Below are 26,364 nucleotides of genomic sequence, written 5' to 3'. Positions count from 1 at the left end.
AAATAGGAAAGCAGCGCATTATAGACAAAATGCGATGAAATTTCAGTGATCACAGGATGAAATAAAAGCCCTAAGGTAAAACAAATTTGCAAATAATATACTTTTGTACGACAGCTTAAATGAAACTTAAAATGTTTTGTAGTATAAATAGTGTACATAAATATAAGGTAAAATCATGAATCATTTAACAAAGACAGATGCAGAAATTGCATCTTTAAAACAATATAATCAAATCACATATATTTTGTATCTTGCAGGTTATGTGGTCGGTTTTACATGGCTTATTGCAATTATTATGAACTATGTTAAACGTGATGATATGCGTGGTACATGGCTAGAAAGTCATGTGAATTATCAAATCAAAACCTTTTGGATCAGTTTGGTAGGCTATATCGTAGGTGCACTTTTAGCCGTTGTTTTGGTTGGTTTTGTGATTTTATTGGTTGTATTTATTTGGGATGTTTATCGTTTAATCAAAGGTTTGATTGCTTTGAATGATAATAAGCTCGTGCAAAACTAATTCTACGGTCATTTGATTTTTAAGTGGCGATTTGCAATTAAACAGTAGCTTATAAAGATCTACCTTGTAAACCGCCGCTATGAATCACCAAAATTCGACTGTTTTTTGCAAAATAATGTTGACTAATCAAATCAAAAATACCCAAAAGCATTTTTCCTGTATAGATTGACTCAAGTGGAATCTGATATTTTTTTTGAAAATTTTCAATAAATTGTAAGAGTTCAATGGTCGTCTTGGCATACCCACCACAGCAATAATGATCTAAAATTTTCCAGTTTCTTTTTTCTGTCATCTGTGCGACATTGGTGCTGAGAAAATCTCCTTTTAACGCGGAAAATCCTAAAATTTGTTGTTGTGCTGTACTGGCTTCGATTAAACCTGTGATCGTACCGCCTGTACCCACCGCACAACAAATTACATCGTAAGTATTTAGGTCATTCGCAGATAATATTTCAGTACAACCTTGGATGGCAAAAGCGTTTGTTCCACCTTCAGGAATGATATAACTGTTTGGATATTGGGTTTCAAGTGCATTTAAATAAGCGGCACTGTCTTTTAAACGATAGTCTTTACGTGACACAAAGTGAAGTTGCATACCCAATTTTTGTGCTGTCGCAAGCGTATGGTTGAGTGGCTGAGTGGCAAGTTCCTCACCACGAATGATGCCTATACTTTGAAAGCCAAAGCGATTTGCAGCATAAGCCGTAGCCGCAATATGATTGGAAAATGCACCACCAAAAGTGATCAGTGAGGTTTTGCCTTGTTGTTGGGCTGCTAAAAAGTTGTATTTCAGTTTAAAAAATTTATTACCTGAAATTTGCGGATGAATCTGATCAAGCCGCCGAATGGTCAGTCGAATAGGTGCATCAACAAAAATCTGCTGATCTGTAATACCTTGGGCAATATCATCAAACATGTACAGTGATCATCAAAACAATTTAAGCCTATTGTAACCATTAAAAACCTTAGGCTTTAAAAAGATATTCTGACATACCATACTAAGAGTTTGTATCGACACTTGTGACCACTGACATTCCTGGACGTAAATGCTCTAAACCTTTTTGATTGGCATCAATCGCGATACGCACAGAAATTCGTTGTACCACTTTGGTAAAGTTACCTGTTGTATTATCTGCTTTAAGCACACTAAATTCTGAGCCTGCGGCAGGTGATATTTCTTCAACTTTTCCTGTGAATTTTTGATGATTCATTGCATCAACAGTAAATGTTGCAGTTTGACCAATTTTCATTTTGGCAATTTGGGTTTCTTTAAAGTTTGCAGTCACCCATCTTTGTTGTGGAATCAGATACATCAGTTGTGTACCTGCGGCAACATATTGTCCAACCCGAGGATTGACTTCACCTAATTGTCCATCCATGGGTGCACGAATTACACTATAGTCTTTGGTGGTCACGGCTTGGTCGAGCTGTGCTTTGGCATTGGTCACTTGAGCAGCCAAACCAGTTTCAGAAACTTGTGCTGTTTTGAGGGCTTGCTGTGTTACTAGCACATTGGCTTGAGCTTGTTGAAGTAAGGCTAAATTATTTTTTGCATCTGCGGCGGCTTTGTCTTGTTCAGACTTTGAAGCGGCACCACTATTGCCGAGTTGTTGATAGCGTTGCTGTTGTGCGATTGAGAGTTCATAAGCTGCGCGCGCTTGTTCAACTTTGGCTTGTGCTGCCACAATATCTGCTTTGCGTTGTTCGATAGTTTGGGTTTGATTGGATAGATTATTTTGTGCTTGATCTACACCTGATTTTGCTTGTGTGACTTTTTGATCATAGGTTGTAGTGTCAATGTGCATCAGTATTTGACCTTGTTTCACATGATCAAAATCGGTGACAAGGACATCTTTAACATAGCCATTAATTTGTGAGGATAAAACCGTGGTTTTACCTTTGACATAACTATTTTCGGTGGACTCAATAGCACTTTGAAATGGACCAATTTTCCAAGCATACATGATCAAAGCAATGCCCATTAACAGGACAATGAACATGAAAAATAACGTACGTTTGGCGGTGGGAATCAATTTACTCGATGGCACAGCTTGTGGCGCTGTCGGTGTCATCTCTTTTTCTGTGGTCGTGCTTTGTTCACTGTTTTGATCTTGGCTCATGGTTATACTCATTCATTCAATCTATTCAATCTGCTAAAAATTGGATCTGCTCCATCTAAGTTGGCAAGTAAAGCTAACTGCTATTATTGAGTACTTGCTGTTTTTTATTTTGATAATACGTTCGTGCAATATTGAGGCTACCCCAAATCAGCAATAAAATTGCAAAGATTCCATTTAAAGCAATCACATCGTTATAGGCACGTACTTGTGCTTCACGGCTAATAATTTGGTCTAAATTTCGTTGTGCTTGAACATCTTCTAACTTTGGATCTAACGTATATTGACTGGCATTTTTTTGATACAAAGCCAAACGTTGTGCAACCACAGGATCGGTTTGAGATAAATCACTCATCAATTCTACTTTATAATTTTGAGTGCGATATTGTTGATATGTTGAAAAAAATGAGTTGCCCACTAAGCCACCAAAACTTTGTGTTGCAGAAAACAACACAATAAAAGTGACCATGTGCGAAGGACCTTTTTGCAGTGCATTGACTATACCTGTTAATAACAAAGGTCCAATAAATAAGCCACTGGCAAAACCCATGAGAAATTGGCTTAAATAAAAATTTTCAGGACGGACATCACTGGTCAGATGATAATCTAAAGCACAAGCAATCAGTACCAAAGACACTGCAAATAGCAGATGCCACACAATCCGCTCACGTTTAAAAGTCAAAGCGCTGAAAATAGTACCAGAAGCAATCGCAAGCAAGATCACAATATATAACGATACAAATTGATCAGGTCCCATACCCATCGCTTTAAGAAAATTCACCGCTGCATAGCTTTGCTCAGACATTAAAAAACGGATTGCAAATGCACCTAAAATAAAGCGCAATGTAGAGGATGTCCCTAGCCAACGTGTGATGATCAGGGGATTGACCCGAAAGTGCTCATAGGTCAGTCCAATCATTAACAAGGTAAAACCTAGGATCAGTACATAACCTAACCATTTTGCTTCAAACCACCACACGATAGGACCTTGTGTGAGCACAATACAAATAAGAGCGAAAGCAGGTGCAAGCAAGGCAAAAGTGAAAAAATCTTGTTTTTCAAAGACAGCAATACGCAAGCTACGAGGGAGTTTGAGTGACACTACCATCGCTAAACAACATAGTGCCAAGCCTAGTTCAAAGGTATAAAAAATTGACCAATCATTGACATCCACAATATACGGGGAAATGATCCATGCAATCGGTATACCTAACTGTTGAAACCCTAAAGCTAAATACAGCCCACGACCAAAATTGGCACGTTTAAAAGCTTGCATAATGTAATACATGCCTAATGAACTTAAGGGTGCGGCAACTAAACCACTGATTACACGAACAAAGACCGCCATTTCAAAGGTGTGTACAAAAATATGTAGCACTAAGGCACAGATGAACAGTACGAGCCCAACTTCTGAAAAAAGTCTTAACCCATATTGTTGTCTCGCCTTGAATAAAACCAAGTTCGAGCTGATATTTGCCATGACATAGGCAGCAGGAATCCATGCTGCTTGTGTTGGTGTAAGAGAGTATTCACCTTGAATTAAGGGTAAATTGGCTGTAATAAAACCATTACTTAAGCTACCCATCAGTGCAACAAATAAACCAATAAAGAAGTATAAAAACTTTTTTGGCATTGAATGCGCAATTGCAGCTGGAGAACCCGGTAAAGTAGGGCGTTCTTCAGGCGTCCAATCGGGTGCAGGTTCAAGTAAACGAGGTGTACGATCCATGGGATGCTAACTCAGGCTTTAATACCGCTGATTAACAATTCAACAGCACGGGTAGCCAGTTTGATTTGTTCATCATCAGTTAAGCCTTGAAAAGATGCTCGTAATATCGCTGTCGCTAAACCATAATCTTTAGGTGTTAAATCAGCACGACACACCCCATGTTTGATTGCACAATCAATGAGAGGTTGTAAGATCTCATCACGCTTTTTATAAAGGTCGACTAAGACAGGGTCTTGCCGTTCGATGACTCGCCAATATTCCATTAAAGCCGTTAAATAGGGCAAGTTATGCACATGATTTTGAATCAATAAAATAAAACCATCAGGACGATCAGCAAATTGTGCTGCACGTTCTTCTAAGCGCAGCAAAGCTTGTTGCATCAAGGCGATGACTAAAGCTCTACGGTCTGCAAAATTACGATAAAAGGTTGCGCGTCCAACATTTGCTTCATCCATGATCATTTGTAGTGGCGCACGAATACCATGTTTTCTAAAAATAGTCAGGGCTGCATCAAGTAAGATTTCTCGATTTTGAGCGGCTTGTTGTTGGCGTTTAAGCATAATTGGACGATGACGCAAAAGGTTTAGCTATATTTAACGGACATTTTTGTCCGTTGTAAATAAAAGGCTCTGTACTTTTTTGTAAATGAAAATATGTTTTTATATCAAAACTATCTAAAATATTTGAGCTAATCTATTGATTTAAAATAACTAGAGTATTCATATTGTGAGCAAAATCAGAATAAAAAATTTTATCCGAAGCAGTTTTATTCTAAGCAGTATGCTTTTACTGATTAGTTGTTCAAAACAGCCCAATCTAGAACAGCAAAATAGTCAAAAAGGACAAGAAAACTCAGCATTAAATGCACAATATCAGGCATGGAAATCAAAGCAAGACCCAAATGCTTTAAAACAATATCAGCTCTTTTTTGCTGGTTTTATGAAAGCACCACCTCCATTGATGGAGTTAGTGACCAATCGAAACTTTGTACCGAAAAGTTGTGAGCATGTACGCTTTAGTATTCCACCCAAAAAATATTGGAATAATCTCAAATCAAGTTTAATACTATTAGAAAAATTACATCAAAATGAATATTTTAAAACCTATACGATTACAGCGACTTATCGAAATCCTGAATTAAATGGCTGTGTCGAAGGTGCTAAAAAAAGTAAACATCTACAAAATTTTGCAGTGGATTTTCATATCTTAAATCCTAAAGAAACACACAAAGCCGACAGTCAAAAATTGCAAAAAAAATTATGTGATTTTTGGCGCAAAGAAGGGAAGCGATATAAAATGGGATTTGGCGTATATGGCAATAACCGTTTTCATATCGATACCCAATCCTATCGGACGTGGGGGAAAGATTACACTGTAAAATCATCGCCGTGTTTAAATAATTAAGCTCATTCACAATAAGGAAAATATACGATGCAGTGGCACTATAAAACACTTGTGGTCATGGTGATTTTGATGAATAGTCATGTGGTTTTAGCAAAAAATCAAATTAAACCGATTGCCTATGAAGCAGATCCTCAAGCACAGGTTTTAGGGCAGGCAGGTCAAATCAAAATCCAACGAGAATTTTGTAATACGGAGGGTTATAACTGTGACTATGTTTTATATGACGCTCAAGGTCATCGTGAAGTTTTAATCGAAGATTGGTCGAGAACAGCCAATGTGTATCAGTTTAGTCCAACGTTAATGGGTTTTTTATTGGGTGCAACGGGTTCAGGGCATATTTTAACGGTGATTAATGCACAGAACCAACGGAAAGACTATACAGATTTTCAAGCGATCAATGAGGCTCAAAGCTGTATGGTAAGTTACGAAACAGGCTTAAAAAATATGCCTCATTCATTGGTATTTTATAGTGTGCCTGATTTTAGAGTACGTTTAGTCTTAAATAATAAAGTACCGCAATTTAAAAAATTCAGTACATTATCAAATGTAAATTTTGAGACGAATGGTGATTTTAGATTTGAATATACTTATACGATGGATCATGAATTGGCAATTCAAAATGTAGTTGTGCAAAATCCTTGTGCTGCAAATTATAGAATTGTGATGGATTAACAAATTTCATTTTGTATAAAATTAAAACAATTTAGTAATCTTTATTTGCTGTATTTTTAATCAAAGCTGCTATGCTGAATGGATAAGAAAATGACAGGGGATATGTCATGAAAAGAATATCGATCACATTCAGTTTATTATTCACTTTTATTTTAGTCGGTTGTAGCGCACAAGAATCTACAGCTCAGAAAATGCAGGAACAATCTCGTACTATGATCATCGGGGGTGTACCTGTGCATGACAAAGATTATCGTTTGCTTGCCCAAAATTAATTTTTCAGATTTATTTTGAAAATTTATAGAGGGAAGAAAATATAAATAAGTTCGTTATTTCTTTTTAGTATCGGTTAAAATAGTTCAAAATTTAATTTAGGTAGATTTCGTGGAATCTTTGATTGTTTTAGGCTCGATTACTTTAGCACTAATGCTAGGTGCAATAAGTCCGGGTCCTACATTTATTTATGTAGCAAAAAACTCGATTGCGATTTCACGTAAGCATGGTCTTTTTACTGCTTTAGGTACGGGTACAGGCGCAGCAATTTTTGGCTTGTTGGCAGTCATGGGTTTACAGGCAATTTTACTTGCTGTGCCCTCTGCATATTTGGCTTTAAAAATCTGTGGTGGTCTGTATTTGCTTTATTTAGCTTATAAAATTATTAAACATGCCAAAGAGCCGATGGAACAGGCAGATGGTGTAACTGCTGTAATGAGTTATAAACAAGCGTATCGTTTAGGTTTGATTACGCAGATGAGTAATCCGAAAATTGCGATTGTTTTAGCCAGTATTTTTACTGCACTTTTACCGAAAGAGATTCCAAGTTATTTTTATGTAGTTTTACCAATGCTATGCTTCTTTATTGATGCAGGTTGGTATTCACTCGTTGCAGTTGCTTTGTCTGCCGAAAAGCCGCGTCGTGTGTATTTGAAGTTTAAGAAAGTGTTTGACCGTGTTGCAGGTGGGGTGATGACGGTGCTTGGCTTGAAATTAATTTTTGGGATGAAGTAATCCATCCATAAGGCTAGCAATGAATCAGAATAAAATTGAATTACTTGCATCGGCAAATTGGACACGAACCAAATGGGACTTAAGCTGGCAATCAATTATTGAATTGTCTGAGCTTTTGCCCAAAGTAGGTGAATGCTATGAGATTACCTTACAGGATTCTGAAGCTGAGCAGACTCAAAATGGTCTTTATGATTTGCTTTGGCTTCCACCTCATGCTGAACTTAATGGTCTAGATGATCGACCAACTGAGGTATTGAAAGCGCATGTAATAAAAGCTGAACTGGTTGAAGGGGAATGGCTTAGAAATGAATATGGGTATTTAACTGAGAAAAAATTTAGGGTGAAAATAATTTCAGTTCATCGAATAATTGAAATTTTATCTCAGCTTCATGTATCTAATGATAAGCGCTTAGAAGGTTATTTTAATCTAGATAGATCTAAAATTTCTTATTATGAATGGGATGATTATTTGTATTTGACACAAAGTGCCGAATATGTGAAAGATGAGTTTTTATTTGTGAAGAATAGAGAGGGATATTCTCTCATTTTTATGAATAATTCGGTGAGTTATAGCTATCAATGTGAAGTGTGCAAAGTAGAATTAACGCCTCTACAGAATATTTTTATACAAAATTTATTAAAAATGGGTGAAAAACTGAGGCCGATTTCACAAATATCAGTTGCTGATAAGCAAGTACAAGGTGCATTGTATTATTAACAATCAAATAGAATTAAAAGAATTAATTGATGTCTTAATTTTCAGAGATGATGAAAATTAGAGCTATATTGGTTGACTTTTATAAATGACAATTATTGTAACTTTGGATTTTGATCATTTTGGTAGTGAGTGGGATAGTCAAAATTTTTAGATGTTTGAGAGTGATTTGAGCCTCTGATATTTTAATAATCATCAAGATATTCATGATTGAAGTTCCATTTTTTAGTTATCTTTAAAAAATGGATTATTAGACTTATTTTTAAGGCTTTTTGATGCAAAATATGTATTTAAATTAATTAATGAAGATATGAAATGCATTTTTATAAAAATATATTAAATTAAAATATTTATTTTATAATATAAGTGTTTAATTTTATTTTAAAAGTCAATTATGTCTAGTTTTAAATTCTTATTTATATTGTTCATCTTAGGATGTTCACCTTCTATTTTTGCACAAAATTTTGCTGAAAGCACGAAAATGGTTAGTTATGAATCTAAACGTGATGGTACAACATCATTGGTTGAATTCTTATATTATTATCATGATATACATGAAAGTATCTTAGAATTAAAATTATTACAGCCAATATCACCCGCAAAAATAGCAGGAAATATCGTGGTTGCAAAATTACATAACGCCGAGTCAGATGATGAGAATGAATGGTTGCCTATTTTAAATAAGTTGGCAATTTATAATCCTCAAGCAGTTATACCTAAAGAAGAAATGCAGTATGAAAAGCAATGTTATTATAAAGGTAAAGCAAATATAGAACTTATTGAGCTTAAATTTTTTGAAAATCATTATGATGCTGATGTTGATAATGCCTCTATTAGTACAGGATCTGATATCGAGTTAGTTGAAAAAACCACTTTTAAATGTGATGGAAATATTAATTTATAATTCTCTATAAAATATGAATAATGAAATTTCATGTTTCATAAAAAAGCCCCTACATTGTAGAGGCTTTTTATCTAAGATTTAAAACCTTAAGACACTTTATCGCCTGCTTTAGCACCAGTTTCAGGTGAAATCACCCAAACACCTTCGCCATTACCTGCAGCTAAAACCATACCGTTTGAAATCCCAAAACGCATCTTACGAGGTGCAAGGTTTGCCACCATCACCACCAATTTGCCTTTTAAGTCTTCAGGTTGGTAGAACTCACGAATACCGCTAAATACATTACGTGGTTCAGCTTCACCGACATTTAACGTGAGTTGAAGCAACTTGTCAGAACCTTCAACCGTAGCAGCGTCTAAAACTTCCGCTACACGTAGGTCAACTTTCATAAAGTCGTCGATACCGATAATTTCAGCTTCACCCACTTTAGGCTCAGCTTTCTTCTCTTTGGCTTTCTCTTTTTTCTTTTCAGCTTTTGGTGCTTCAGCAGGAGCACCTAGCGATTCTTTAGACGCATCCACCATGGCCGCAACTGCTTTCGGGTCAACACGTTGCATTAACGGTTGGAACTGTGCAATTTCATGATCAACCAAAATGCTTTCAGCTGAAGCAAAATCGAAAGATTCAAGTTTTAAGAAGTCTTGAACTTGTGCTGCAAGTGTCGGTAACACAGGTGCAAGGTAAACCGCCAATTGACGGAATAGGTTAATACCGACAGAACAAACGTCATGGACTTGTTGCTCTTCACCTTCAATCTTCGCAAGTGCCCACGGTTTTTTCTCATCAATATACTGATTGGCACGGTCTGCAAGTGCCATGATTTCACGGATTGCAGTCGAAAATTCACGCGCTTCATAGGCTTTAGCAATCGATGTCCCTGCATCAATAAAGCTTTGTACCAACTCAGGCTCTGCACAAGTCGCAGATAATTTATTGTCAAATTTAGTATTGATGAATTTTGCACAACGGCTGGCGATGTTTACCACTTTACCAACCAAGTCAGAATTTACTTTTTGAACGAAATCATCAAGATTTAAATCAGAATCTTCAACTTTATCTGACAAACGCGATGCGAAGTAATAACGCAAATATTCAGGGTTTAAATGCTGTAAATAGGTTTCCGCTTTGATGAACGTACCACGAGATTTTGACATTTTTTGACCATTGACAGTCAAGAAGCCATTCACAAACAAGCTTGTCGGGGTGCGGTAGTTGGCACCTTCTAGCATTGCAGGCCAGAACAATGCATGGAAGTAAACGATGTCTTTACCAATGAAGTGATACACCTCATTTTGTGAATCTTTTTTCCAATAATCATCAAAACTTAAGTCAGGACGTTTGGTTTTGATGTAGTTTTCAAAACTTGACATATAACCAATCGGCGCATCGACCCAAACATAGAAATATTTGTTTGGTGCATCAGGAATTTCAAAACCAAAATATGGCGCATCACGCGAAATATCCCAATCAGACAAACCTGCTTCAAACCATTCATCTAATTTGTTGGCAATGGACACAGGTAAGCGATTTTCATCACGTGTCCATTTTTGCAAATATTCTGAGAAATTTGGCAGTTTAAAGAAGTAATGATCAGATGATTTTTCTACAGGCGTTGCACCGCTCAAGGTTGAGCGAGGGTTTAATAATTCTGTTGCGTTATATGTTGTACCACAAACTTCACACGAGTCGCCGTATTGATCTTCTGCTTTACATTTTGGACAAGTCCCTTTAATAAAACGGTCAGATAAGAACATTTGTTTTTCAGGGTCAAACAACTGTGTCACAGGACGAATTGCAATATTGCCCGCTTCACGGTTTTTGATATAAATCTCAGAAGAACGTGCTTTATTTTCGTCACTGTTGGTTGAATCATAATGGTCGAAATGTACGCCGAAGCCATCAAAGTCACGGATATGTTCTTTTTGCACATTGGCAATTTGCGCTTCAGGTGTAATCCCGTTCGCTTCTGCACGCAGCATGATGGCTGTTCCATGTGCATCATCCGCGCAGACATAAGTCACGTTATGACCCATTGCACGCATGGCACGAACCCAGATATCTGCTTGGATGTAACCGAGTAAATGACCCATATGAATAGGACCATTTGCGTATGGAAGGGCGTTAGTGACTAAAATATTTCGCACGGATATAACTCTCTTTCTCAAAGTTAATGCAAGGGCATTGATTTTAGCGTAATTGCTAGCAAGATGCACAACAGAATAGGTGAAATGTTTTTTAAATCACTTTTTTGTCTTATGAATACATTATGATATTGAGTCTTGCCTGATTTCGGAAAAGTGCTAAGACCATGATTTATGATGACGATTTTGATTTTGACCAACCTGTCACCCGTATTCCACAAAATAAAGGCAGCCAGCAACAACTTGGAAAACAGATCTTAAAAGAAGCACAGTTCTATCTTGAAGAGATTGCAGAAGATGAATATGGCTATTTACAGAAATGCTTACATCAATTGGCAGAGGAGGAGCCTTATTTTGCTGTACTTGCAGACGAATTAAATCAGGAATTGGATGCGAAGGTCGCCAATGATGCATTGTATTTACTCTATTTTTGGCAGGATATTCATCGCGTTGAAGATTTAAAAAGCTTTAATCTTTTAGAAGTGGTCAATACCGAGCATTTTCAAACTGAATTTTTTCAAGTATTCGATCGCTTAGAAATCGGTGACAATAAAGCATTACGCAAAAATGTGATTCAAGAAGCATTTAAATTGTACGAACTGGGTTTTTATGCAGGTTGTGCGCCAATATTGTATGCACAATTGGAAGGTTTGCTCACTGATATTTTGCTTCAACATGGTTATTTAAAACAGCAAGACAGTAAATTTGTCGATGTCTATAAAATTGTACCTGGTTTAAAAGGTCATGAAATTAAGAGCTTGTGGCATAAGGCAAAAATTGCGCATGAGCTAAACCCGTATTTCTCAGAACTTGCTGCCTATAAAATGGATACCAGTTCTATAGTCACAGCAACACGGCATAATATTTTACATGGCACTGATTTAAATCATTTTCATCAAGGGCGTTGTTTTGTCTTGTTTATTTGGTTGTTTGGTGCAATCAGTTTTATGGGGGCAGTTAAATCTTAAGCAAATTCACTTAAATTTCACATTTCTCTCATATAAATCACAATTTAATCAGGCAGAATAAGACCAAGTTCAAAAAGGATCATAAAAATGAGATCTTGGTCATTATTATTTTCGGCATTTTTCGCCAGTATCGTGTCGGTATTTAGTCTTGTGATCCCTTTTTGTTTGTTTTTAAACTTTTACCATGGCGATTTATTTGTGGCTGCTTCAGCGCGTAGTGCACAACGGGGTATAGAAGTTATGCTCTATCTCACGCCTTTTTTAATGATCATGGCATTTTTTAGTTTTTGCTTGCTGTTTAGGTGTTTAAAAACGCCACATAAAATATTTGAAATACAACGTTTTTTTAAAGTTATACATTACTTTTCTCCACTTTGGCTGAGTCTGATTTTCTTGTTTCAATTTCTGGATGGCAGAATGGCTGAAATCATGGAAAGCCTGATTTTCGCGGTTATCAGTCTGAGTATTTTTGCTGTACCCTTGTTGATTGGTATTTGGAGTGGAAATTATATCTATTTGAAAATATTAAATAAAAAATGGGTGTTTAAACCTGCTTTGCCATTATTCCGAAAATATAAACGATTACAGTTTCCACCACTATAAAAATGACAAATAACCTCTTATTTCAGATTGCATTTTATTGAAATTGACCTTGTTCAATAGTTTGAATCAGCATTGAAACTTGCTGTTTCAGTGTATTTATTTTTCTAAAATTTTTAATGAATAATGGTTTTTCCCAGTCCATATTTTTAATCACGACTATACGAAAAAAACCTTTTCGAGTGCCAAAAGGGTTATACCAACCGACATCGATGATCAAATCTTTTTGAGGAAATTCAATTTGTAATAAATCCTCAGATAATTCATAGAAGGATTGTGAGTTTAACTGATAAGCATCACTGAGCCATGAAAGGGTATTGTATGTCACAATAGCTGAATGTAACTCAATTCCCCACCAATGGTGTTGTATAAGTCTATTCATCCATTTTATTCTGAACCAAAAGCTTAATTTTGATAGCTTTTTCAAAATGATCTAATTTGTGGGTTTGAATCCACTAGGTTGCAACTTGCATTAAAGTTTTGGGGTCATCATTTTTATTAGCAAAAAACGCATAAAAAAGACAGTCCGACATTTTCACCTTTCTTCGCAATTTTTTCATTGCAGATCGCAATCATTTTGCGAGTCATTTCAGGTGTCATGAGCTATTCCATCATGATCATATAGAATTTAGCATCTTATCTTAAAATTGAAAAAGTTCAGCGCAATAAATGATTCGTCAATGATTTAAAAATAGATTATAAATAATAGAGTAGCAAAAAGTTACATACGTAACATTGCGTATGGTATTTATTGCAAATTGCTGTGTAATAATTCATCACTGTAAAAACAGTGTATAACTAAATCATTGATAAGCATTGTTAAGCTTAAAATTTACAGCATACCGATACTTCAGAGGATAATGACATGACAATTGAAAAAAAAGTGAATGATTTAAAAGAAAAAGCATCTGAGTTAAAAGATGATCTTAAGTTGAAAGCAGATGAGGCAAAACTTGCAGGTGAAGAAAAACTAAATGATTTAAAACATGATCTTAAACAAGAGAGTGCAGAACAGTCAGATGCTGCACATTCACAGTTAGAGGATGCTAAAGCCAAATGGAGTGATGCACAGCAGCAGGCACAGGAAAAATTAGAGCATTTGAAAACTGAAGCATCACATAAGTTTGAAGAGGCTAAACTTAAAGCCAATGAACTGAAGCAAGAAGCATCGGTCAAGTTTGATGAACTCAAAGCACAAGCGACAACGAAATTTGACGAATTAAAAAAAGCTGCAACTGAAAAAATTAATTCATTCAAAAAAGAGGATTCGGCAAAAGTGGATGAGCAAGATAAAGATCAACAAGTTTAATGTGAAATTTGCTGAAGCGATTTAAAAAATGCACTTTATTGAGATGAATGAAGTGCATTTTTAAAGACTAAGAATCTAATTTTTATTCATTTTTGATGATGAAAATGAAACTAAAACCAACCAAATGACTAAGATTTATAAGTACATTCAAAAAGCTTGATATAACTTCACTTAACCTAAGCTTCATTTACAGATAGACTATAGGTGTTTTAGGTGCATTTTCACTTTTTGGAGCAAATATATGTCGTGGCTTTCTTCTTTAAAATCGGTTTTTTCTCCTGCACAAGAGGTGAAAGAGGACGAAATCCAACATGTGCTTCAAAATTATATTTTGCCAAACTCAAAAAATGCCTTAAAAGATCGTATTACACAGGTCAATGTACAAGGGCAAGTTTTACAAATTACGATTAATACTTTTCCTGAGGAAGCTGAACATTTACAAAAAATTCATGATGATTTGGCTGATGCTTTGGAAAAATGTGGTATTCAAGAATTGAATATGCATGTGATCCAACAAAAAATTCAACATGATCATAAACACGGTCATAGCTGTTCAAGTGATCAACATGGCAAAGAAGGTCATAGCTGTTCTTCTAAACCACAAACTCAGAATCAAAGCCAAAAGTTACCGCCTGTCGTTGATGCTTCAGCACCGCAGCCACAAGCTGAAAATGATCCCAATAATCCGCCTATCCAAAAAGCCGCACCCCAACAACGTGATGTACCTAAGCATCCACGGATTCAAAATGTCATCTTGGTGTCTTCAGGCAAAGGTGGTGTAGGTAAATCGACAACGACTGTAAATTTAGCTTTGGCTTTACAAAAATTAGGGCTAAAAGTCGGTGTGCTCGATGCAGACATCTATGGACCGAGTATTCCTACTATGCTTGGAAATTCGGGGCAAACCCCAATGATTGAAGCTGAAAATTTTGTCCCGCTTGAAGCTTATGGCATGGCAGTGCTTTCTATTGGGCATTTGATTGGTAAAGAAAATACACCTGTCGCTTGGCGTGGACCAAAAGCAACAGGCGCTTTAATGCAGCTCTTTAATCAAACATTATGGCCTGACTTAGATGTGCTGATGATTGATATGCCACCAGGTACAGGGGATATCCAATTAACGATGGCGCAGCGTATACCAGTGACAGGAGCAGTGATTGTAACAACACCGCAAAACGTCGCATTAATGGATGCGGTAAAAGGCATTGAATTATTTAATAAAGCACAAATTCCAGTGATAGGTGTAGTCGAAAATATGTCTACACATATTTGCTCGAACTGTGGTCATGAAGAGCAAATCTTTGGTACAGGTGGCGGTGATCAGCTTGCGGAACAATATGACATTCCACTGCTTGGGCGCTTACCTTTAAATGTGCAAATTCGTGAAAATGTAGATGCAGGTAAGCCTTCTGTGGTGGTTGGAGATGATGCTGCACCTCACTATATTGCGATAGCAGAAAAAATTGCCCAATCACTGACTAAAGTCGAAAAAGACCCACAAAGAATTTTCTGATATTGTCATCCTACGCCTTGCTTTTTGTCATGGCGTAGGACAATGATAAACTGTGGGATCAGACGATGAAAAATTTAAATTTACTCAATAATAAAGTATTTATGAGCCTTGCCAATACAGCGAATGGTGATGTGAATGGTGCAACACGGTTTTATTACACACAAAAAGGTAAAGTTATTACCGCAAAATATGAGGGTGGTGTGGTACAAATTGGCTCAATTATCGGGCAAATGCTGTCTGATGATCGCTTTGAAATTTGTTATCAACATTTAACAGTTTCTGGTGAATTACGTACAGGAAAGTGTCAAACCAAAATCGAATTATTAGAAAACGATGTCATCAAACTGGTTGAAAATTGGCAATGGTTAAATGGTGATTTATCCACAGGATATTCTGAATTGATTGAAGTGGTCTTGAATTAAAAATTAGTCTAATTTTAAATGTCGATTTTGCCATTTGCGCACGACACTCCAACGCCAATAAATACGTGTACCGAGAAAAAATAAAATCGCAAACAATAAAGCTTCAAAAAATAAACCTGTGGCTAAGATTTTAGCTAGACTAAAATCAATATGCCCATGACCAAAGTTTTGAATCCAATGAATAATTTGATGAAATACACCTAGAAGCATGTCTTGATTGATCATTTTCACTTGATAAATTTTTGCACCAATCCAAAAGGCAAAAATGAGAATAGGAACAACCGTAAATGGGTTCATAATCCACGCCAAGAGTAAGGCAATAGGCAAATTCGCCTCAAACATTAAGACTGTTAAAATAATTAAAGCACTATGTAAGGGAATTGGCAGGATACCCCAAAATGTACCAATAAACATGGCATTGGAAATAGAGCGACGATTCACATACCAAAGCTGAGGGTTCAATGTATGTTGACCGAAAATTTTCATAATTTTCAGATGATTGACTTTTTCTGGGGAAGGAAGCCATGATTTGAAGAAATTTTTCGCCATAATCATTAAACGTAAATCGTAAGAGGTTATTGTGCATGATTGTTTATAAAAACAATAGGAAAATGTTATTTCTCTAAAAATATGAATAAATCATAATAAGCTCAGCTGAAAAATGGCTTAAAAGTACAGAATATTCAGTTTTTTGCATAAATAATGTTCAAAAATAAAAGTTTATCTCGATTGTTACGATAAAATGACTTAAAAGTAATAAATTGTAAATATTTTTTATTTTATTGATATTTAATATTATTTTCAATATTTTTCCAAAATTTAGATCTCTACTTACAATTATTTTTTTGATAAGTCTGAGCAACTGATTTAATCTGCGCTCAATGATTTAGTGAGGTCATTTAATGATTTCATGGTTTTTTATTGGGCTCATTGTCACCATTTTATTGACTCCGGGTCCGACCAACACATTGTTGGCATCTTCTGGCATCCAAGTGGGGGTGCGTAAATCTCTAAGCCTGATTCCTGCGGAAGCATTGGGTTATTTTATTTCGATTACGATTTGGGGTGCTTTGATTGGCAGTTTAGCCAAACAATTTCCGATGATTCCTGTCATTTTAAAATTGTTTAGTGCAGTATTTATTATTTATTTAGCATTTAAACTTTGGGATAAGGCAGAGCGACAGCCAAATTATTCTCAGGCGACTATTCGCCCAAGCGCATTATTTTGTGCAACTTTGCTGAATCCAAAAGCCTTACTTTTTGCATCTGCAATTTTTCCAAGTTTTGTTTGGCATAATTTTGCTGCTTATGTATCACACATGCTCGTTTTCTTGGTTTTAATTATTCCCATTGCGTTCTTTTGGATCTTTTTAGGGAAAAAATTAACTTCAAATAAAATTGCTTGGCTTAACCCATTTAATATGCAGCGCACAGCTTCTGTAATCTTGTTTGGATTTTCTGTGCCTATTGGTTATTCGGCAATTTTGAGTCTATAGCGGTTTGTATGAATATCATGCAATCCTGAATTTTAAAGCGCTTAACATTTCAATCAAACGCATTTTAAGTTAAAGTACATTCAGTTATACAGTTAAGCATTTTGGGAAAAATACATGGCAATTAAGTCTGATCGTTGGATTCGTGAAATGAGCGAAAAACACGGGATGATCGAACCGTATGCTGAAAACCAAGTTCGTTTAGATGCAAATGGTGAAAAGCTAATTTCATACGGTGTATCTAGCTACGGTTATGATGTTCGTTGCGCACGTGAGTTTAAAGTATTTACCAATGTGCACTCTGCAATTGTCGACCCAAAAAACTTTGATGATAAAAGCTTCATCGATATCGAATCTGATGTGTGTATTATTCCACCGAACTCATTCGCTTTAGCACGTACCGTCGAATATTTCCGTATTCCACGTAATGTTTTGACGGTTTGTTTAGGAAAATCAACCTATGCACGCTGCGGCATTATTGTAAATGTCACCCCGCTAGAACCAGAGTGGGAAGGTCATGTAACTTTAGAGTTTTCAAATACCACAAACTTACCAGCACGTATTTATGCAGGTGAAGGTGTGGCACAAATGCTCTTTTTTGAATCTGATGAAGTCTGTGAAACCTCTTATAAAGACCGTGGTGGTAAATACCAAGGTCAAAGAGGTGTGACTTTACCTAAGGCTTAAAAGCTCCTTAGCATTTAAAAGCAAGTGTCACTCACTTGCTTTTTTTGTATATAAATATTAATTCAGCACATACGATTTTATCGTGGAAATGTGGATTTTATTTAAATGTAATATATTGATTTAATTTATGATTTTTTATATAAACATACGTTTGTCGGAAAAATGGACGATAAATCGTATTTTTTTTGCATTTGATAAATTTTTCAGCATAATGGAAAATGAGAAAAGGTTGGCAGAATTGGATTATTGCCCTATTTGAACAAAAAGATGGTCATTTGTTCAAAACAAAGAAATTTTAGAAAAATAAAATATGGTGCGGAGCATTGTATACATAGGAAGGTCAAGATGACTAAGCTCGGTTATACAGTAAACTTGAAAAAGACGGTACTGGCTTCACTGCTAGGACTTGGGTTATCACAGTCATGTTTTGCCTTAGAAGCATTGACCGATGAAAGCTTGAGTGAGGCAACAGGTGAAGGCGTGGCCTTTTTACCTGAAAATTTTAAAATGGTATTCCAAAAAGCTGAAGATAATGTGGCAAACCCACAAGCATCATGGGGCGATCGAACAAAAGATACAGGTTTAATCCGTATCATTCCCGTCGGTCCATTAACTTCAGTTGCAACGAATGCAGGTGCTAAAAAAGCAGATATTTTCTTGTATGGTTTAGCACTTTCTCAAAATGATAATAACGTAACGACACGTTTTAGTAATGTCGGTGTGAGTTCTGGCACAGAAAAAAATCCATGGATATTGAGTGTTGATACCAAAAATGTTCCAAATTTTGCAGGTACGTCAAAAGATCTAAGTTATTTACAATTAGAAGCACCTTTAGCGCAAGTCGGTATTCAGCCTTTAAATACTCAAACGATTAAATTAGGTCTATGGGGTGATATTTTTGCGCGTAACCAAACAACAGCTGGTTCAACATCTGCTGTGAACCCTGATACAGGTGCACCAATAGATTCAAAAGGCTTAGAAGAAAAGCTTCGTGTCCAAATGATTGCAAATGGTTTGCTATTAGAAGGTTCTCAAATACGCCTATTTCAAACTTTAGATGGTGCAACAACAGGGACAGGTGGGTTGTCATCAACCTATAATAATACTTTAGGCGCTGGACTATTATTGCGTCTAAATACGCATTTTAATGCAGATGGTGGTACTTGGGCAGATAAAGTATTAAGAATCAGTACCCGTGAAACCACGGGTGCAGCTAAAGACTTAAAGACGCCTGCGATTGATGGTGGGGCAGCAGCAGTCTTTGATACAAATGAAGGTCTGTATATATATAGTCCAAATATCAATCTTGTTTTAGGAAGTATCTATCAACCTTTAATTATTGATACACCCGATGGAAAAAATCTCAGTTTAGAATTGACACGTATTCCAAATCAAGCAGCCGTATATAATAAAATTTATACTGATTATGGCAACCTAGATAGTACCACTTATACCGGTTCAACGTGTAACGTACGTTATTGTGGTACTACAGTTTCAATAGGTGGTGCTAATTATCAAGGAACAACCGCAACGCATAGTAGTATTTCTATTGGTAAAGTTGCGTTTTCAAATAATGATAGAATCATGAATGCAGATAAAGCATCAACGACTTCAGGCATTGTGATGAAGGGCACAGGCGCAGATGTCAATTTAGGCTCTGCCGTCATTGATGGTTTATTAATTCAGCATTTTAAAATGACCACTACGGGTTTATAAGGAGCTTAATGATGAAAATAGTATTGAGTTCTTTGTTACTCTTGGTTTCAACCGCACATGCAGGGTTGATAGGATTAGATAATCAAACATTGAGTGAGATCAATGGTCAAGGTGGTGCAGATTTAAGTTGGACATTGTCTTTAAATCATAAGGCAACCACTGATGGTTCTTTATCTAGAGTATATGAATGTTCTGGTGATACTGCTTATTGTCGTTTAGCAATTTCACCGAATAATCGTAAAGATGGCTCAGGAAATATACAGTGGTTGGTCTTTAAACAATTGCAAGGAACTTTACAGTTAGAAAAATTCCAACTAGATGGAGTTTCTTTGGCACAAACGGGTGATGGTAGTCGTACAGCACTTCAATTACGTTTTGGTGATGATGGTGCAACAACGCCAACTTATTTTCAGCCTTTAAAAATTCGTAATTTTGGTTATGCAGCCTTACAGATTGAGACAGATAGTACCACCCAAAAAGGTTATTTAAACAATACAACTTATGCTGCCAATCATGCTTCTGTTTTTGATCAAGGTAAGGAAACAGGCTTTACAGGTCTAAATATGCATGGAAATTTAGCAATCGCAGGAACGCTTAAAATTTTTGGTTGTAATGGTTCGAGTGCTTCACGTTGCTAAAAAAACCGCTTATCAGCATTTAAGCGAAAATAAATGTCACAGGTAGGGATAAGTGATGAGAAAAAAAATAATACAGTTAAATATTTTAACGTTGAGTATTTTATGTGCGCAACATTGTTTTGCATTGCAAGAATTAGAAGATAGTTCTTTGAGTGAGATCTCAGGTCAAGATGGTATCAGTTTACAGATTGAAGCAAACAAAGTTCAAATTGGAGAGGTAAATTGGAAGGATAGTACGCAAACCACGACAGGTGTGGACGACGTACTGAATGTGAGTATGCGAAATATCGAAACTACCCCTTATGGTTCCGGTGGGCTAAGTGCAAAATTTACTGCGGATGTGGGGGGAAAACCAGGAGCAAGTGCGACAGCATCGAATGGTTTAGGTTTAAGTGCAGTTTTTGGACCTGCAACGATGCATATTGGTAATTTGGCTGTATGCCCTAATGGTGCGGGTATTACTGCAGATTGTACAGGGGCTGGCAGTCAGTCTTTAGGTGCATTAACTTTTCAGAACCGAAAGGATTTAACCTTTTCTTTAGAAACTCAAAATGGCTTGTTTAATGGGGGGAGTCCAGTCTCTTTAGGTTTTGGCTTAAAAAATGCAAATCTTTTTTATACATTAAATAATGCGACTGAATATAATCAACTCATATTTAAAGACTTTAACTTTAATTTTGCTGGAAATGGCTATTTGTATATAGACCCAGCGGAAGGTTTGGTTTTATCCACCAATAAAAAGAATGAGACTTCGAATATAAATAGAGTTGTTCTTGCTGATGTCGATGACCCTGATTTTTCTGGTAAGAAACAACCAGGTCTTAATTTAGATTTACGCTACAAAAAAAATGTAGGTTCGGATTATAAAGCCTATCAGGCAACAGGATTAGACTCTAATATTTCAAGTTTTGGTCGAATTGGTGCTTCAGGCACATTAAAAAATGCATATATAAAAGTTAATGGTACACAAGACTCAACTTTAGGTGCAGCAACTTCGGGATCAGCAAATACAGGCACGGGTAATTTAGCGGGTAAAGGTGGCTTACATCTACAAATGAAAGCTGATTTTGAAAATGATGCGGCAAGTACCCAAAAAACGTATTTTGATATAGGAATGTCAGGTAAAAATGCGTATGTTTTACGTTATGGTAATTTAACACCTTTACAAATTCGAAGTAATACAGCGACAAGTCTAGCTTTGAATAGTGATTCGGCATTTATAGATTTCGGTGATGTTTATATCAATGCTGCGCAGACCAATACGATTGATTTTCCTATTAGTACACTTTTAAATAAGATATATGCTAGAAATTCATCTGCTGCTGCTTCAACACTGAAAACAGCTTTGTATAACACGCCAGGTTCTACGCCATCAAATGCTTTAGTTGTTGCTGTGCGGGGCATGGACTTTCAAGCTATTGCACGTCAAGGATTATTTGTCGCTGATAACAGTATAATAAATCCTGTAACGAATGCAGGAAGTTCATGGGGCTTAGGTCTACCTATTTATAACTTGAATGCAAACCTTGGTATATATGGTGTAAAAGATGCAAATAATAATAAGCAGAGTATTGGTTTTGGCTTAAGCATGAGTACAGAGGGACGTAACAGTACAGGTTCTCAAACGACTTCCATGTTATTGATTGATGGTGCAAAAAACCAATTTAATAACAATGAAACAGTAAACTATTATGCAGGTTTAAGAAATATTAATTTACTTGCAGACTTAACTGGGAATATAAGTTTTATTACTGGTGGATTATGGATATATGTACCAAAATTAGTCGCTGCTTTAGATGCAGAGTTGGCTGTTGGACAATTACCGGGTTCTCGTGTTGTTTCATCAACTTGTAAGGATTCTACTGCAAGTAATTGCTTTGTGGCGAGTGATAGCTTTAGTAAAAATACCGATGTATTGTTTGGTCTTGCTGCACGTATAGATGGAACAGCAAATTTGGTTGTCGCACCAAGTAGCGGATCAGGCTTATTGATTTATGGTGATGTTGCTTTAAATGCAGATCAGCCGGGGAATACTAATCGAAATTATTTAAGAATAAGTGATAAATCGGGTAGTACAAGTGCAGACTCACCGTCCCAATTAGGCTTGGAAAGTCTTTCTGGCAATATGAGCTTAAGTAGTAAATTAAATATGAGTGCTACAACCGTAGAGTTTACGAATTCTGTAAATTTAAATACGACAAAAACACCTGCAAATGTTTTACGTGCAGATGTAAATTTATATCCTAAAAATACAGGCAGCACAGTATTACCTCCAGCTCAAACTTTAGGACAAATTGTCATGACGGGTGGAAATATCCGTAGTACTTTGGGAATCTCTCCACGATAATCTAATTGTAGAGTGCCTATAAAGCGCCGTAATCGGCGCTTTAAGTGTTCATAATAAATGTTGTCATTTAGTGAGTGATATTTTGAATTAATCTGATAAATGTCATCGTAATATTTTAATCTTTATATTGAAATTGCTACGCAATGTGAAATTTGACTAAGTTGTTGAAAATTTTATAAATGTAAAAATTAGATTTTTTTGTTACGATATATCGGAAATTGTATTTTTTACATTTATTATTAAGTTATGCTAGCCTATACTGAGGTAAGAAATAAACAGTTATCTCATGGTTGGGATGAGCAAGAAAAACAAAAATGAAGGAATGGTGAACTTATGAAAAGTTTATCTATAGCAATATTGTCAATCATGACGTCATTTGCTTATGCACATTCGGCAGATTTAGAAAATACATCTGACGTGAATGTAGCCGCAAACACACATTTGGTGCAAATGACCGATGATGAGTTGTCTGCAACCCAAGGACAGGCTTTGTATTCTCTTAATCGGCAAGAGCAAGATGGATTATCATTTTATACATTAGGAATGGAAGCTGAGGTTCAACTCAATGCTAATATGAAATCTCTACAATTGGGTTGTGGCGGTACGAATAGTTCTGCTACAGGCAAGGCGGGATGTGATATTGATATTTCTGATGTTTCCTTTGGTTGTGTAACCAATGCAAGTGGTACCTGTATTACTTTACCGACGACGTTAACTAATCAACCTAAAGGGGCAGACTCAAATAATGCCGCTTCTAACCAAAGTAATTTAAAAGATTTTGTTTTAACAAATCCATTTTTTCAATTTGCAGTAAAAAATGCAGACACAGCAGCAACACGTGAAGTCGTGGGTGTGCGGATTGGTGCAGATAAAGCTGTAGGTCCTTTAAGTTTTGGTAATTTAACTAGTTTTAGTGGTTACTTAACAGGTGTAGCTAACTTATCTATGTTAGGTGAAACGGATGTGGCTGTCACCTGTAAAGCCCCAGATGTATGTAGTGATGCGGCAGGACGAAGTCGTTATACTGATGCAAGTGCTTATTTGGGTTTAGATAATGCACAAATTTTAGGTATTCCTCTCATTGCTTATGTTGATTATCGAGATTTAACAGTAGATTATCAGACGGTAAAACGTAATAATTTAATCGTTTCTGTGATTGGAAATCGAGTCACACAGGCACAAATTCAAGGTATTGGCCTAGGCGGCGTAGTTGATGAGATTATGAATGGGCTAGTAGTGGATCGCTCTTGTGTCAGACTCATTGGCTTTATTTGTGGTGGGAGTCTAGGTACAGCTCTAGCGAATGGTTTGATGCCTGTATTAAAAGGTGGGGTGGGTAATTATATTAAAGATCAATTGGCAGGTGGTTTAGGAACAACCCGAGCAGCCTTAAATGATTATATCATGCCATATAATCTTAAAAATGTGCATCAGATTGACGTCAACTCAAATACTTTTGGTATTGCATTATCTAAACAAGGGATTAAATATCCAGGGTATGCACAAGCAGTACCAACAGGGTGGAGTATGTATTTACAGGATGCTTTTACGCTTAATATTGAAGATAAAGTAAGCAGTTTGGTTCATAATATTGCAAGTACAAGTAATGCTCGAGACGGTAATATTACATTATTGGAACCTGCTTATCGTAACTGTTACGGTTCTCTCACATTTTGCTAAATTTTTAAGTTGGTCTGCATAAAAAATCCCGCACTGAGCGGGATTTTTCATTTTGATATGGGGTTATTGAGCGATTTTAGCCAATAATTCTTCTTTAGAAATATTCACAGATTCGGCATCACGGCGACCTTTATATTCAAAAGTTCCTGCATCCAAACCTTTTTCACCAATCACGATACGATGTGGAATACCTGTAAGCTCTAAGTCAGAGAATTTCACACCTGGACGCTCATTACGGTCATCAAGTAATACATCATAACCCGCAGCTTGTAGCTCTGTATACAATGCTTCTGCCGCCTCTAAAGTGCGAGGAGATTTATGTGCATTCATGGGTACAATCGCCACTTCAAAAGGCGCAATCGCAGCAGGCCAAATGATGCCTTTTTCATCAAAATTTTGTTCAATGGCAGATGCAACAACACGCGTTACACCAATACCATAACAACCCATGGTGACGACCATCGGCTTACCGTCTTCACCTAATACTTTACAGCCAAGTGCTTCAGAGTATTTTTTACCCAATTGGAAAATATGACCAACTTCGATGCCACGTTTGATTAGGATTGTGCCTTTACCATCGGGTGATGGATCACCCTCAACCACATTACGCAAGTCATAAACTTCAGTAAATTTGGCATCACGCTCCCAGTTCAAACCTGTTGCATGTTTGTTAACCACATTTGCACCAGCAACAAAGTCAGAAAGTACAGAAGCCGCGCGGTCAATAATGACTGTTAAGCCTTTTTCAACAAGGCCTTGTGGACCACAAAAACCTGCTGTTAAGCCATTTTCTTGCAGTTGAGCTTCAGTTGCAAAAGTTAATGGTGCTGCAATTAAAGGATGCTTTTCTGCTTTGATTTCATTAAGTTCATGATCACCACGCAAGAATAATGCGACTACAGGGACGTGACCTTTTTCATCTGTAATACCTTGAACCAACAAAGCTTTTACTGAATGAGTAGGATCAGTTCCTAAAAATGCAGAAACATCTGCAATTGTTTTTTGATCAGGTGTATCAATGATTTTTACTTCTTGTGTTGGTGCAGCACGTTCGCCAACAAGTACAGCTTCTGCCATTTCAACGTTAGCTGCATAGTCAGACTCAGTTGAAAAAGCAATATCGTCTTCACCACTTGAAGCTAACACGTGGAATTCGTGTGAGCCTGAACCCCCAATTGAACCTGTATCTGCTTGAACAGGACGGAAGTTTAGGCCTAAACGTGTGAAAATTTTGCAATATGCATCGTACATCACATCATAAGTTTCTTGTAAAGACGCTTGGTCAACGTGGAAAGAATAAGCATCTTTCATCACAAATTCACGTGAACGCATTACGCCAAAACGTGGACGGATTTCGTCACGGAATTTAGTTTGTACTTGGTAAAAGTTAGCAGGAAGTTGCTTATAACTTTTAAGTTCATTACGAGCGAGGTCGGTAATGACTTCCTCATGTGTTGGACCAAGGACAAAGTCATTATTATGGCGGTCTTTAAAGCGTAAAAGTTCAGGACCATATTGTACATAACGACCTGATTCTTCCCATAAAGAAGCGGGCTGTGTCACAGGCATTAATACTTGTAATGAGCCTGCGCGATCCATTTCTTCACGTACAATCGCTTCAACTTTATTGAGCACACGTACACCCATCGGCAACCAAGTATACAAACCTGAAGCCAATTTACGAATCATCCCCGCACGTAGCATCAATTGATGTGAAATAACTTCCGCATCATTTGGGGTTTCTCTTAACGTTGCAAATAAAAAGCGACTCGCGCGCATGGAAA

26 protein-coding genes and 1 pseudogene are annotated in these 26,364 nt (G+C 36.6%); 18 read left to right on the top strand and 9 right to left on the bottom strand.

Annotated features, from left to right (window positions below):
• Positions 1-175 precede the first annotated feature (175 nt).
• On the top strand, positions 176-520 hold the full coding sequence (locus HX129_RS00640) for a DUF4870 family protein (protein WP_130073915.1): 345 nt from the start codon (positions 176-178) through the stop codon (positions 518-520).
• Positions 521-569: 49 nt separating this feature from the next.
• Here HX129_RS00640 and HX129_RS00635 read toward each other — a convergent pair whose 3' ends face one another.
• The 4 genes from HX129_RS00635 to HX129_RS00620 form a co-directional block, all read right to left on the bottom strand.
• Positions 570-1,436 carry a 1-aminocyclopropane-1-carboxylate deaminase/D-cysteine desulfhydrase gene (locus HX129_RS00635; RefSeq protein ID WP_286435934.1) on the bottom strand — a complete coding sequence of 289 codons (867 nt, stop codon included), beginning with the start codon at positions 1,434-1,436 and terminating at the stop codon, positions 570-572.
• Positions 1,437-1,518: 82 nt separating this feature from the next.
• Positions 1,519-2,640 (bottom strand): HlyD family secretion protein, encoded by a 1,122-nt coding sequence (locus tag HX129_RS00630; RefSeq protein WP_502872666.1) that lies wholly within the window; start codon positions 2,638-2,640, stop codon positions 1,519-1,521.
• A 73-nt stretch (positions 2,641-2,713) separates the two neighbouring features.
• Entirely contained in the window at positions 2,714-4,366 is a 1,653-nt protein-coding gene (locus tag HX129_RS00625; protein WP_286435932.1) for an MFS transporter, read from the bottom strand.
• Positions 4,367-4,377: 11 nt separating this feature from the next.
• On the bottom strand, positions 4,378-4,926 hold the full coding sequence (locus HX129_RS00620) for a TetR/AcrR family transcriptional regulator (protein ID WP_286435955.1): 549 nt from the start codon (positions 4,924-4,926) through the stop codon (positions 4,378-4,380).
• 220 nt (positions 4,927-5,146) lie between these two features.
• Between HX129_RS00620 and HX129_RS00615 the strand changes: the two genes are divergently transcribed.
• The 6 genes from HX129_RS00615 (at position 5,147) to HX129_RS00590 (ending at position 9,066) form a co-directional block, all read left to right on the top strand.
• Entirely contained in the window at positions 5,147-5,770 is a 624-nt protein-coding gene (locus tag HX129_RS00615; protein WP_286435930.1) for a D-Ala-D-Ala carboxypeptidase family metallohydrolase, read from the top strand.
• Between the two features lie 27 nt (positions 5,771-5,797).
• Positions 5,798-6,442, top strand: a complete 645-nt coding sequence (locus tag HX129_RS00610; RefSeq protein WP_286435928.1) for a hypothetical protein — start codon at positions 5,798-5,800, stop codon at positions 6,440-6,442.
• A 107-nt stretch (positions 6,443-6,549) separates the two neighbouring features.
• A complete protein-coding gene (locus HX129_RS00605) occupies positions 6,550-6,714 on the top strand; it encodes an NF038215 family lipoprotein (RefSeq protein WP_165353063.1) in 165 nt (54 codons plus the stop codon).
• A 151-nt stretch (positions 6,715-6,865) separates the two neighbouring features.
• Positions 6,866-7,447 carry a LysE family translocator gene (locus HX129_RS00600; protein ID WP_286435954.1) on the top strand — a complete coding sequence of 194 codons (582 nt, stop codon included), beginning with the start codon at positions 6,866-6,868 and terminating at the stop codon, positions 7,445-7,447.
• Positions 7,448-7,466: 19 nt separating this feature from the next.
• Positions 7,467-8,165 (top strand): hypothetical protein, encoded by a 699-nt coding sequence (locus HX129_RS00595; protein WP_286433147.1) that lies wholly within the window; start codon positions 7,467-7,469, stop codon positions 8,163-8,165.
• 391 nt (positions 8,166-8,556) lie between these two features.
• Complete coding sequence (locus HX129_RS00590; protein ID WP_286435926.1) at positions 8,557-9,066, top strand: hypothetical protein; 510 nt, start codon at positions 8,557-8,559, stop codon at positions 9,064-9,066.
• Between the two features lie 86 nt (positions 9,067-9,152).
• On the opposite strand, the gene metG is transcribed toward HX129_RS00590, so the two are convergent.
• Positions 9,153-11,210, bottom strand: a complete 2,058-nt coding sequence (gene metG, locus HX129_RS00585) for a methionine--tRNA ligase (protein ID WP_286435924.1) — start codon at positions 11,208-11,210, stop codon at positions 9,153-9,155.
• Between the two features lie 164 nt (positions 11,211-11,374).
• Between metG and HX129_RS00580 the strand changes: the two genes are divergently transcribed.
• Together HX129_RS00580 and HX129_RS00575 are read left to right on the top strand one after the other, a co-directional pair.
• Positions 11,375-12,175, top strand: coding sequence for a hypothetical protein (locus HX129_RS00580; protein ID WP_286435922.1), 801 nt, complete (start codon positions 11,375-11,377; stop codon positions 12,173-12,175).
• Between the two features lie 87 nt (positions 12,176-12,262).
• Positions 12,263-12,778 carry a hypothetical protein gene (locus HX129_RS00575; protein WP_286435920.1) on the top strand — a complete coding sequence of 172 codons (516 nt, stop codon included), beginning with the start codon at positions 12,263-12,265 and terminating at the stop codon, positions 12,776-12,778.
• Positions 12,779-12,812: 34 nt separating this feature from the next.
• Here the strand turns inward: HX129_RS00575 and HX129_RS00570 are convergent, their stop codons facing one another.
• Positions 12,813-13,157: a hypothetical protein gene (locus HX129_RS00570; RefSeq protein ID WP_286435918.1), complete on the bottom strand. Its 345-nt coding sequence runs from the start codon at positions 13,155-13,157 to the stop codon at positions 12,813-12,815.
• Positions 13,150-13,375, bottom strand: a pseudogene (locus HX129_RS00565) (DUF6500 family protein). Before HX129_RS00565 ends, HX129_RS00570 begins: the two are co-directional and overlap by 8 nt.
• 265 nt (positions 13,376-13,640) lie before the next feature.
• On the opposite strand from HX129_RS00565, the gene HX129_RS00560 reads away from it, so the two are divergent.
• The 3 genes from HX129_RS00560 (at position 13,641) to HX129_RS00550 (ending at position 16,019) form a co-directional block, all read left to right on the top strand.
• On the top strand, positions 13,641-14,084 hold the full coding sequence (locus HX129_RS00560; protein ID WP_286435916.1) for a hypothetical protein: 444 nt from the start codon (positions 13,641-13,643) through the stop codon (positions 14,082-14,084).
• 241 nt (positions 14,085-14,325) lie between these two features.
• The gene (gene apbC, locus HX129_RS00555; RefSeq protein ID WP_286435914.1) at positions 14,326-15,597 is read left to right on the top strand and encodes an iron-sulfur cluster carrier protein ApbC; all 1,272 of its coding nucleotides are present in this window, start codon (positions 14,326-14,328) and stop codon (positions 15,595-15,597) included.
• A gap of 65 nt (positions 15,598-15,662) precedes the next feature.
• Positions 15,663-16,019, top strand: a complete 357-nt coding sequence (locus HX129_RS00550; RefSeq protein ID WP_130073900.1) for an avidin-fold protein — start codon at positions 15,663-15,665, stop codon at positions 16,017-16,019.
• A gap of 3 nt (positions 16,020-16,022) precedes the next feature.
• Here the strand turns inward: HX129_RS00550 and HX129_RS00545 are convergent, their stop codons facing one another.
• The gene (locus tag HX129_RS00545; RefSeq protein WP_130073899.1) at positions 16,023-16,568 is read right to left on the bottom strand and encodes a DUF2062 domain-containing protein; all 546 of its coding nucleotides are present in this window, start codon (positions 16,566-16,568) and stop codon (positions 16,023-16,025) included.
• A gap of 353 nt (positions 16,569-16,921) precedes the next feature.
• Here HX129_RS00545 and HX129_RS00540 point away from each other — a divergent pair, with 353 nt between their 5' ends.
• From HX129_RS00540 to HX129_RS00515, 6 genes are all read left to right on the top strand, one after another.
• On the top strand, positions 16,922-17,515 hold the full coding sequence (locus HX129_RS00540) for a LysE family translocator (RefSeq protein WP_130073898.1): 594 nt from the start codon (positions 16,922-16,924) through the stop codon (positions 17,513-17,515).
• Positions 17,516-17,629: 114 nt separating this feature from the next.
• The gene (gene dcd, locus HX129_RS00535; protein ID WP_130073897.1) at positions 17,630-18,199 is read left to right on the top strand and encodes a dCTP deaminase; all 570 of its coding nucleotides are present in this window, start codon (positions 17,630-17,632) and stop codon (positions 18,197-18,199) included.
• A 345-nt stretch (positions 18,200-18,544) separates the two neighbouring features.
• On the top strand, positions 18,545-19,915 hold the full coding sequence (locus HX129_RS00530; protein WP_130073896.1) for a hypothetical protein: 1,371 nt from the start codon (positions 18,545-18,547) through the stop codon (positions 19,913-19,915).
• A gap of 8 nt (positions 19,916-19,923) precedes the next feature.
• Positions 19,924-20,553, top strand: a complete 630-nt coding sequence (locus tag HX129_RS00525) for a hypothetical protein (RefSeq protein WP_130073895.1) — start codon at positions 19,924-19,926, stop codon at positions 20,551-20,553.
• Positions 20,554-20,608: 55 nt separating this feature from the next.
• A complete protein-coding gene (locus HX129_RS00520; protein ID WP_286435911.1) occupies positions 20,609-22,900 on the top strand; it encodes a DUF6160 family protein in 2,292 nt (763 codons plus the stop codon).
• Positions 22,901-23,233: 333 nt separating this feature from the next.
• The gene (locus HX129_RS00515; RefSeq protein ID WP_227554771.1) at positions 23,234-24,580 is read left to right on the top strand and encodes a hypothetical protein; all 1,347 of its coding nucleotides are present in this window, start codon (positions 23,234-23,236) and stop codon (positions 24,578-24,580) included.
• Between the two features lie 63 nt (positions 24,581-24,643).
• Here the strand turns inward: HX129_RS00515 and HX129_RS00510 are convergent, their stop codons facing one another.
• Complete coding sequence (locus HX129_RS00510; protein ID WP_286433136.1) at positions 24,644-26,359, bottom strand: proline--tRNA ligase; 1,716 nt, start codon at positions 26,357-26,359, stop codon at positions 24,644-24,646.
• Positions 26,360-26,364: the final 5 nt, after the last annotated feature.

It is taken from the genome of Acinetobacter sp. 251-1 (assembly GCF_030329305.1).
GTDB lineage: Bacteria > Pseudomonadota > Gammaproteobacteria > Pseudomonadales > Moraxellaceae > Acinetobacter > Acinetobacter piscicola_A.
Note: the sequence above shows the minus strand (reverse complement) of the source record. Positions and strands in the feature narration are given on the sequence as shown.

Excerpts from the sequence above, each read along its gene's own strand:
- apbC (WP_286435914.1), top strand. The coding sequence starts at position 14,326 with ATGTCGTGGCTTTCTTCTTTAAAATCGGTTTTTTCTCCTGCACAAGAG.
- HX129_RS00530 (WP_130073896.1), top strand. The coding sequence starts at position 18,545 with ATGACTAAGCTCGGTTATACAGTAAACTTGAAAAAGACGGTACTGGCT.
- HX129_RS00595 (WP_286433147.1), top strand. The coding sequence starts at position 7,467 with ATGAATCAGAATAAAATTGAATTACTTGCATCGGCAAATTGGACACGA.
- HX129_RS00590 (WP_286435926.1), top strand. The coding sequence starts at position 8,557 with ATGTCTAGTTTTAAATTCTTATTTATATTGTTCATCTTAGGATGTTCA.
- HX129_RS00545 (WP_130073899.1), bottom strand. The coding sequence starts at position 16,568 with ATGGCGAAAAATTTCTTCAAATCATGGCTTCCTTCCCCAGAAAAAGTC.
- HX129_RS00600 (WP_286435954.1), top strand. The coding sequence starts at position 6,866 with ATGCTAGGTGCAATAAGTCCGGGTCCTACATTTATTTATGTAGCAAAA.
- HX129_RS00640 (WP_130073915.1), top strand. The coding sequence starts at position 176 with ATGAATCATTTAACAAAGACAGATGCAGAAATTGCATCTTTAAAACAA.
- HX129_RS00520 (WP_286435911.1), top strand. The coding sequence starts at position 20,609 with ATGAGAAAAAAAATAATACAGTTAAATATTTTAACGTTGAGTATTTTA.
- HX129_RS00625 (WP_286435932.1), bottom strand. The coding sequence starts at position 4,366 with ATGGATCGTACACCTCGTTTACTTGAACCTGCACCCGATTGGACGCCT.
- HX129_RS00630 (WP_502872666.1), bottom strand. The coding sequence starts at position 2,640 with ATGAGCCAAGATCAAAACAGTGAACAAAGCACGACCACAGAAAAAGAG.
- HX129_RS00570 (WP_286435918.1), bottom strand. The coding sequence starts at position 13,157 with ATGAATAGACTTATACAACACCATTGGTGGGGAATTGAGTTACATTCA.
- HX129_RS00620 (WP_286435955.1), bottom strand. The coding sequence starts at position 4,926 with ATGCTTAAACGCCAACAACAAGCCGCTCAAAATCGAGAAATCTTACTT.
- HX129_RS00560 (WP_286435916.1), top strand. The coding sequence starts at position 13,641 with ATGACAATTGAAAAAAAAGTGAATGATTTAAAAGAAAAAGCATCTGAG.
- HX129_RS00540 (WP_130073898.1), top strand. The coding sequence starts at position 16,922 with ATGATTTCATGGTTTTTTATTGGGCTCATTGTCACCATTTTATTGACT.
- HX129_RS00515 (WP_227554771.1), top strand. The coding sequence starts at position 23,234 with ATGAAAAGTTTATCTATAGCAATATTGTCAATCATGACGTCATTTGCT.
- HX129_RS00615 (WP_286435930.1), top strand. The coding sequence starts at position 5,147 with ATGCTTTTACTGATTAGTTGTTCAAAACAGCCCAATCTAGAACAGCAA.
- HX129_RS00550 (WP_130073900.1), top strand. The coding sequence starts at position 15,663 with ATGAAAAATTTAAATTTACTCAATAATAAAGTATTTATGAGCCTTGCC.
- HX129_RS00635 (WP_286435934.1), bottom strand. The coding sequence starts at position 1,436 with ATGTTTGATGATATTGCCCAAGGTATTACAGATCAGCAGATTTTTGTT.
- HX129_RS00510 (WP_286433136.1), bottom strand. The coding sequence starts at position 26,359 with ATGCGCGCGAGTCGCTTTTTATTTGCAACGTTAAGAGAAACCCCAAAT.
- HX129_RS00580 (WP_286435922.1), top strand. The coding sequence starts at position 11,375 with ATGATTTATGATGACGATTTTGATTTTGACCAACCTGTCACCCGTATT.
- HX129_RS00610 (WP_286435928.1), top strand. The coding sequence starts at position 5,798 with ATGCAGTGGCACTATAAAACACTTGTGGTCATGGTGATTTTGATGAAT.
- dcd (WP_130073897.1), top strand. The coding sequence starts at position 17,630 with ATGGCAATTAAGTCTGATCGTTGGATTCGTGAAATGAGCGAAAAACAC.
- HX129_RS00605 (WP_165353063.1), top strand. The coding sequence starts at position 6,550 with ATGAAAAGAATATCGATCACATTCAGTTTATTATTCACTTTTATTTTA.
- HX129_RS00525 (WP_130073895.1), top strand. The coding sequence starts at position 19,924 with ATGATGAAAATAGTATTGAGTTCTTTGTTACTCTTGGTTTCAACCGCA.
- HX129_RS00575 (WP_286435920.1), top strand. The coding sequence starts at position 12,263 with ATGAGATCTTGGTCATTATTATTTTCGGCATTTTTCGCCAGTATCGTG.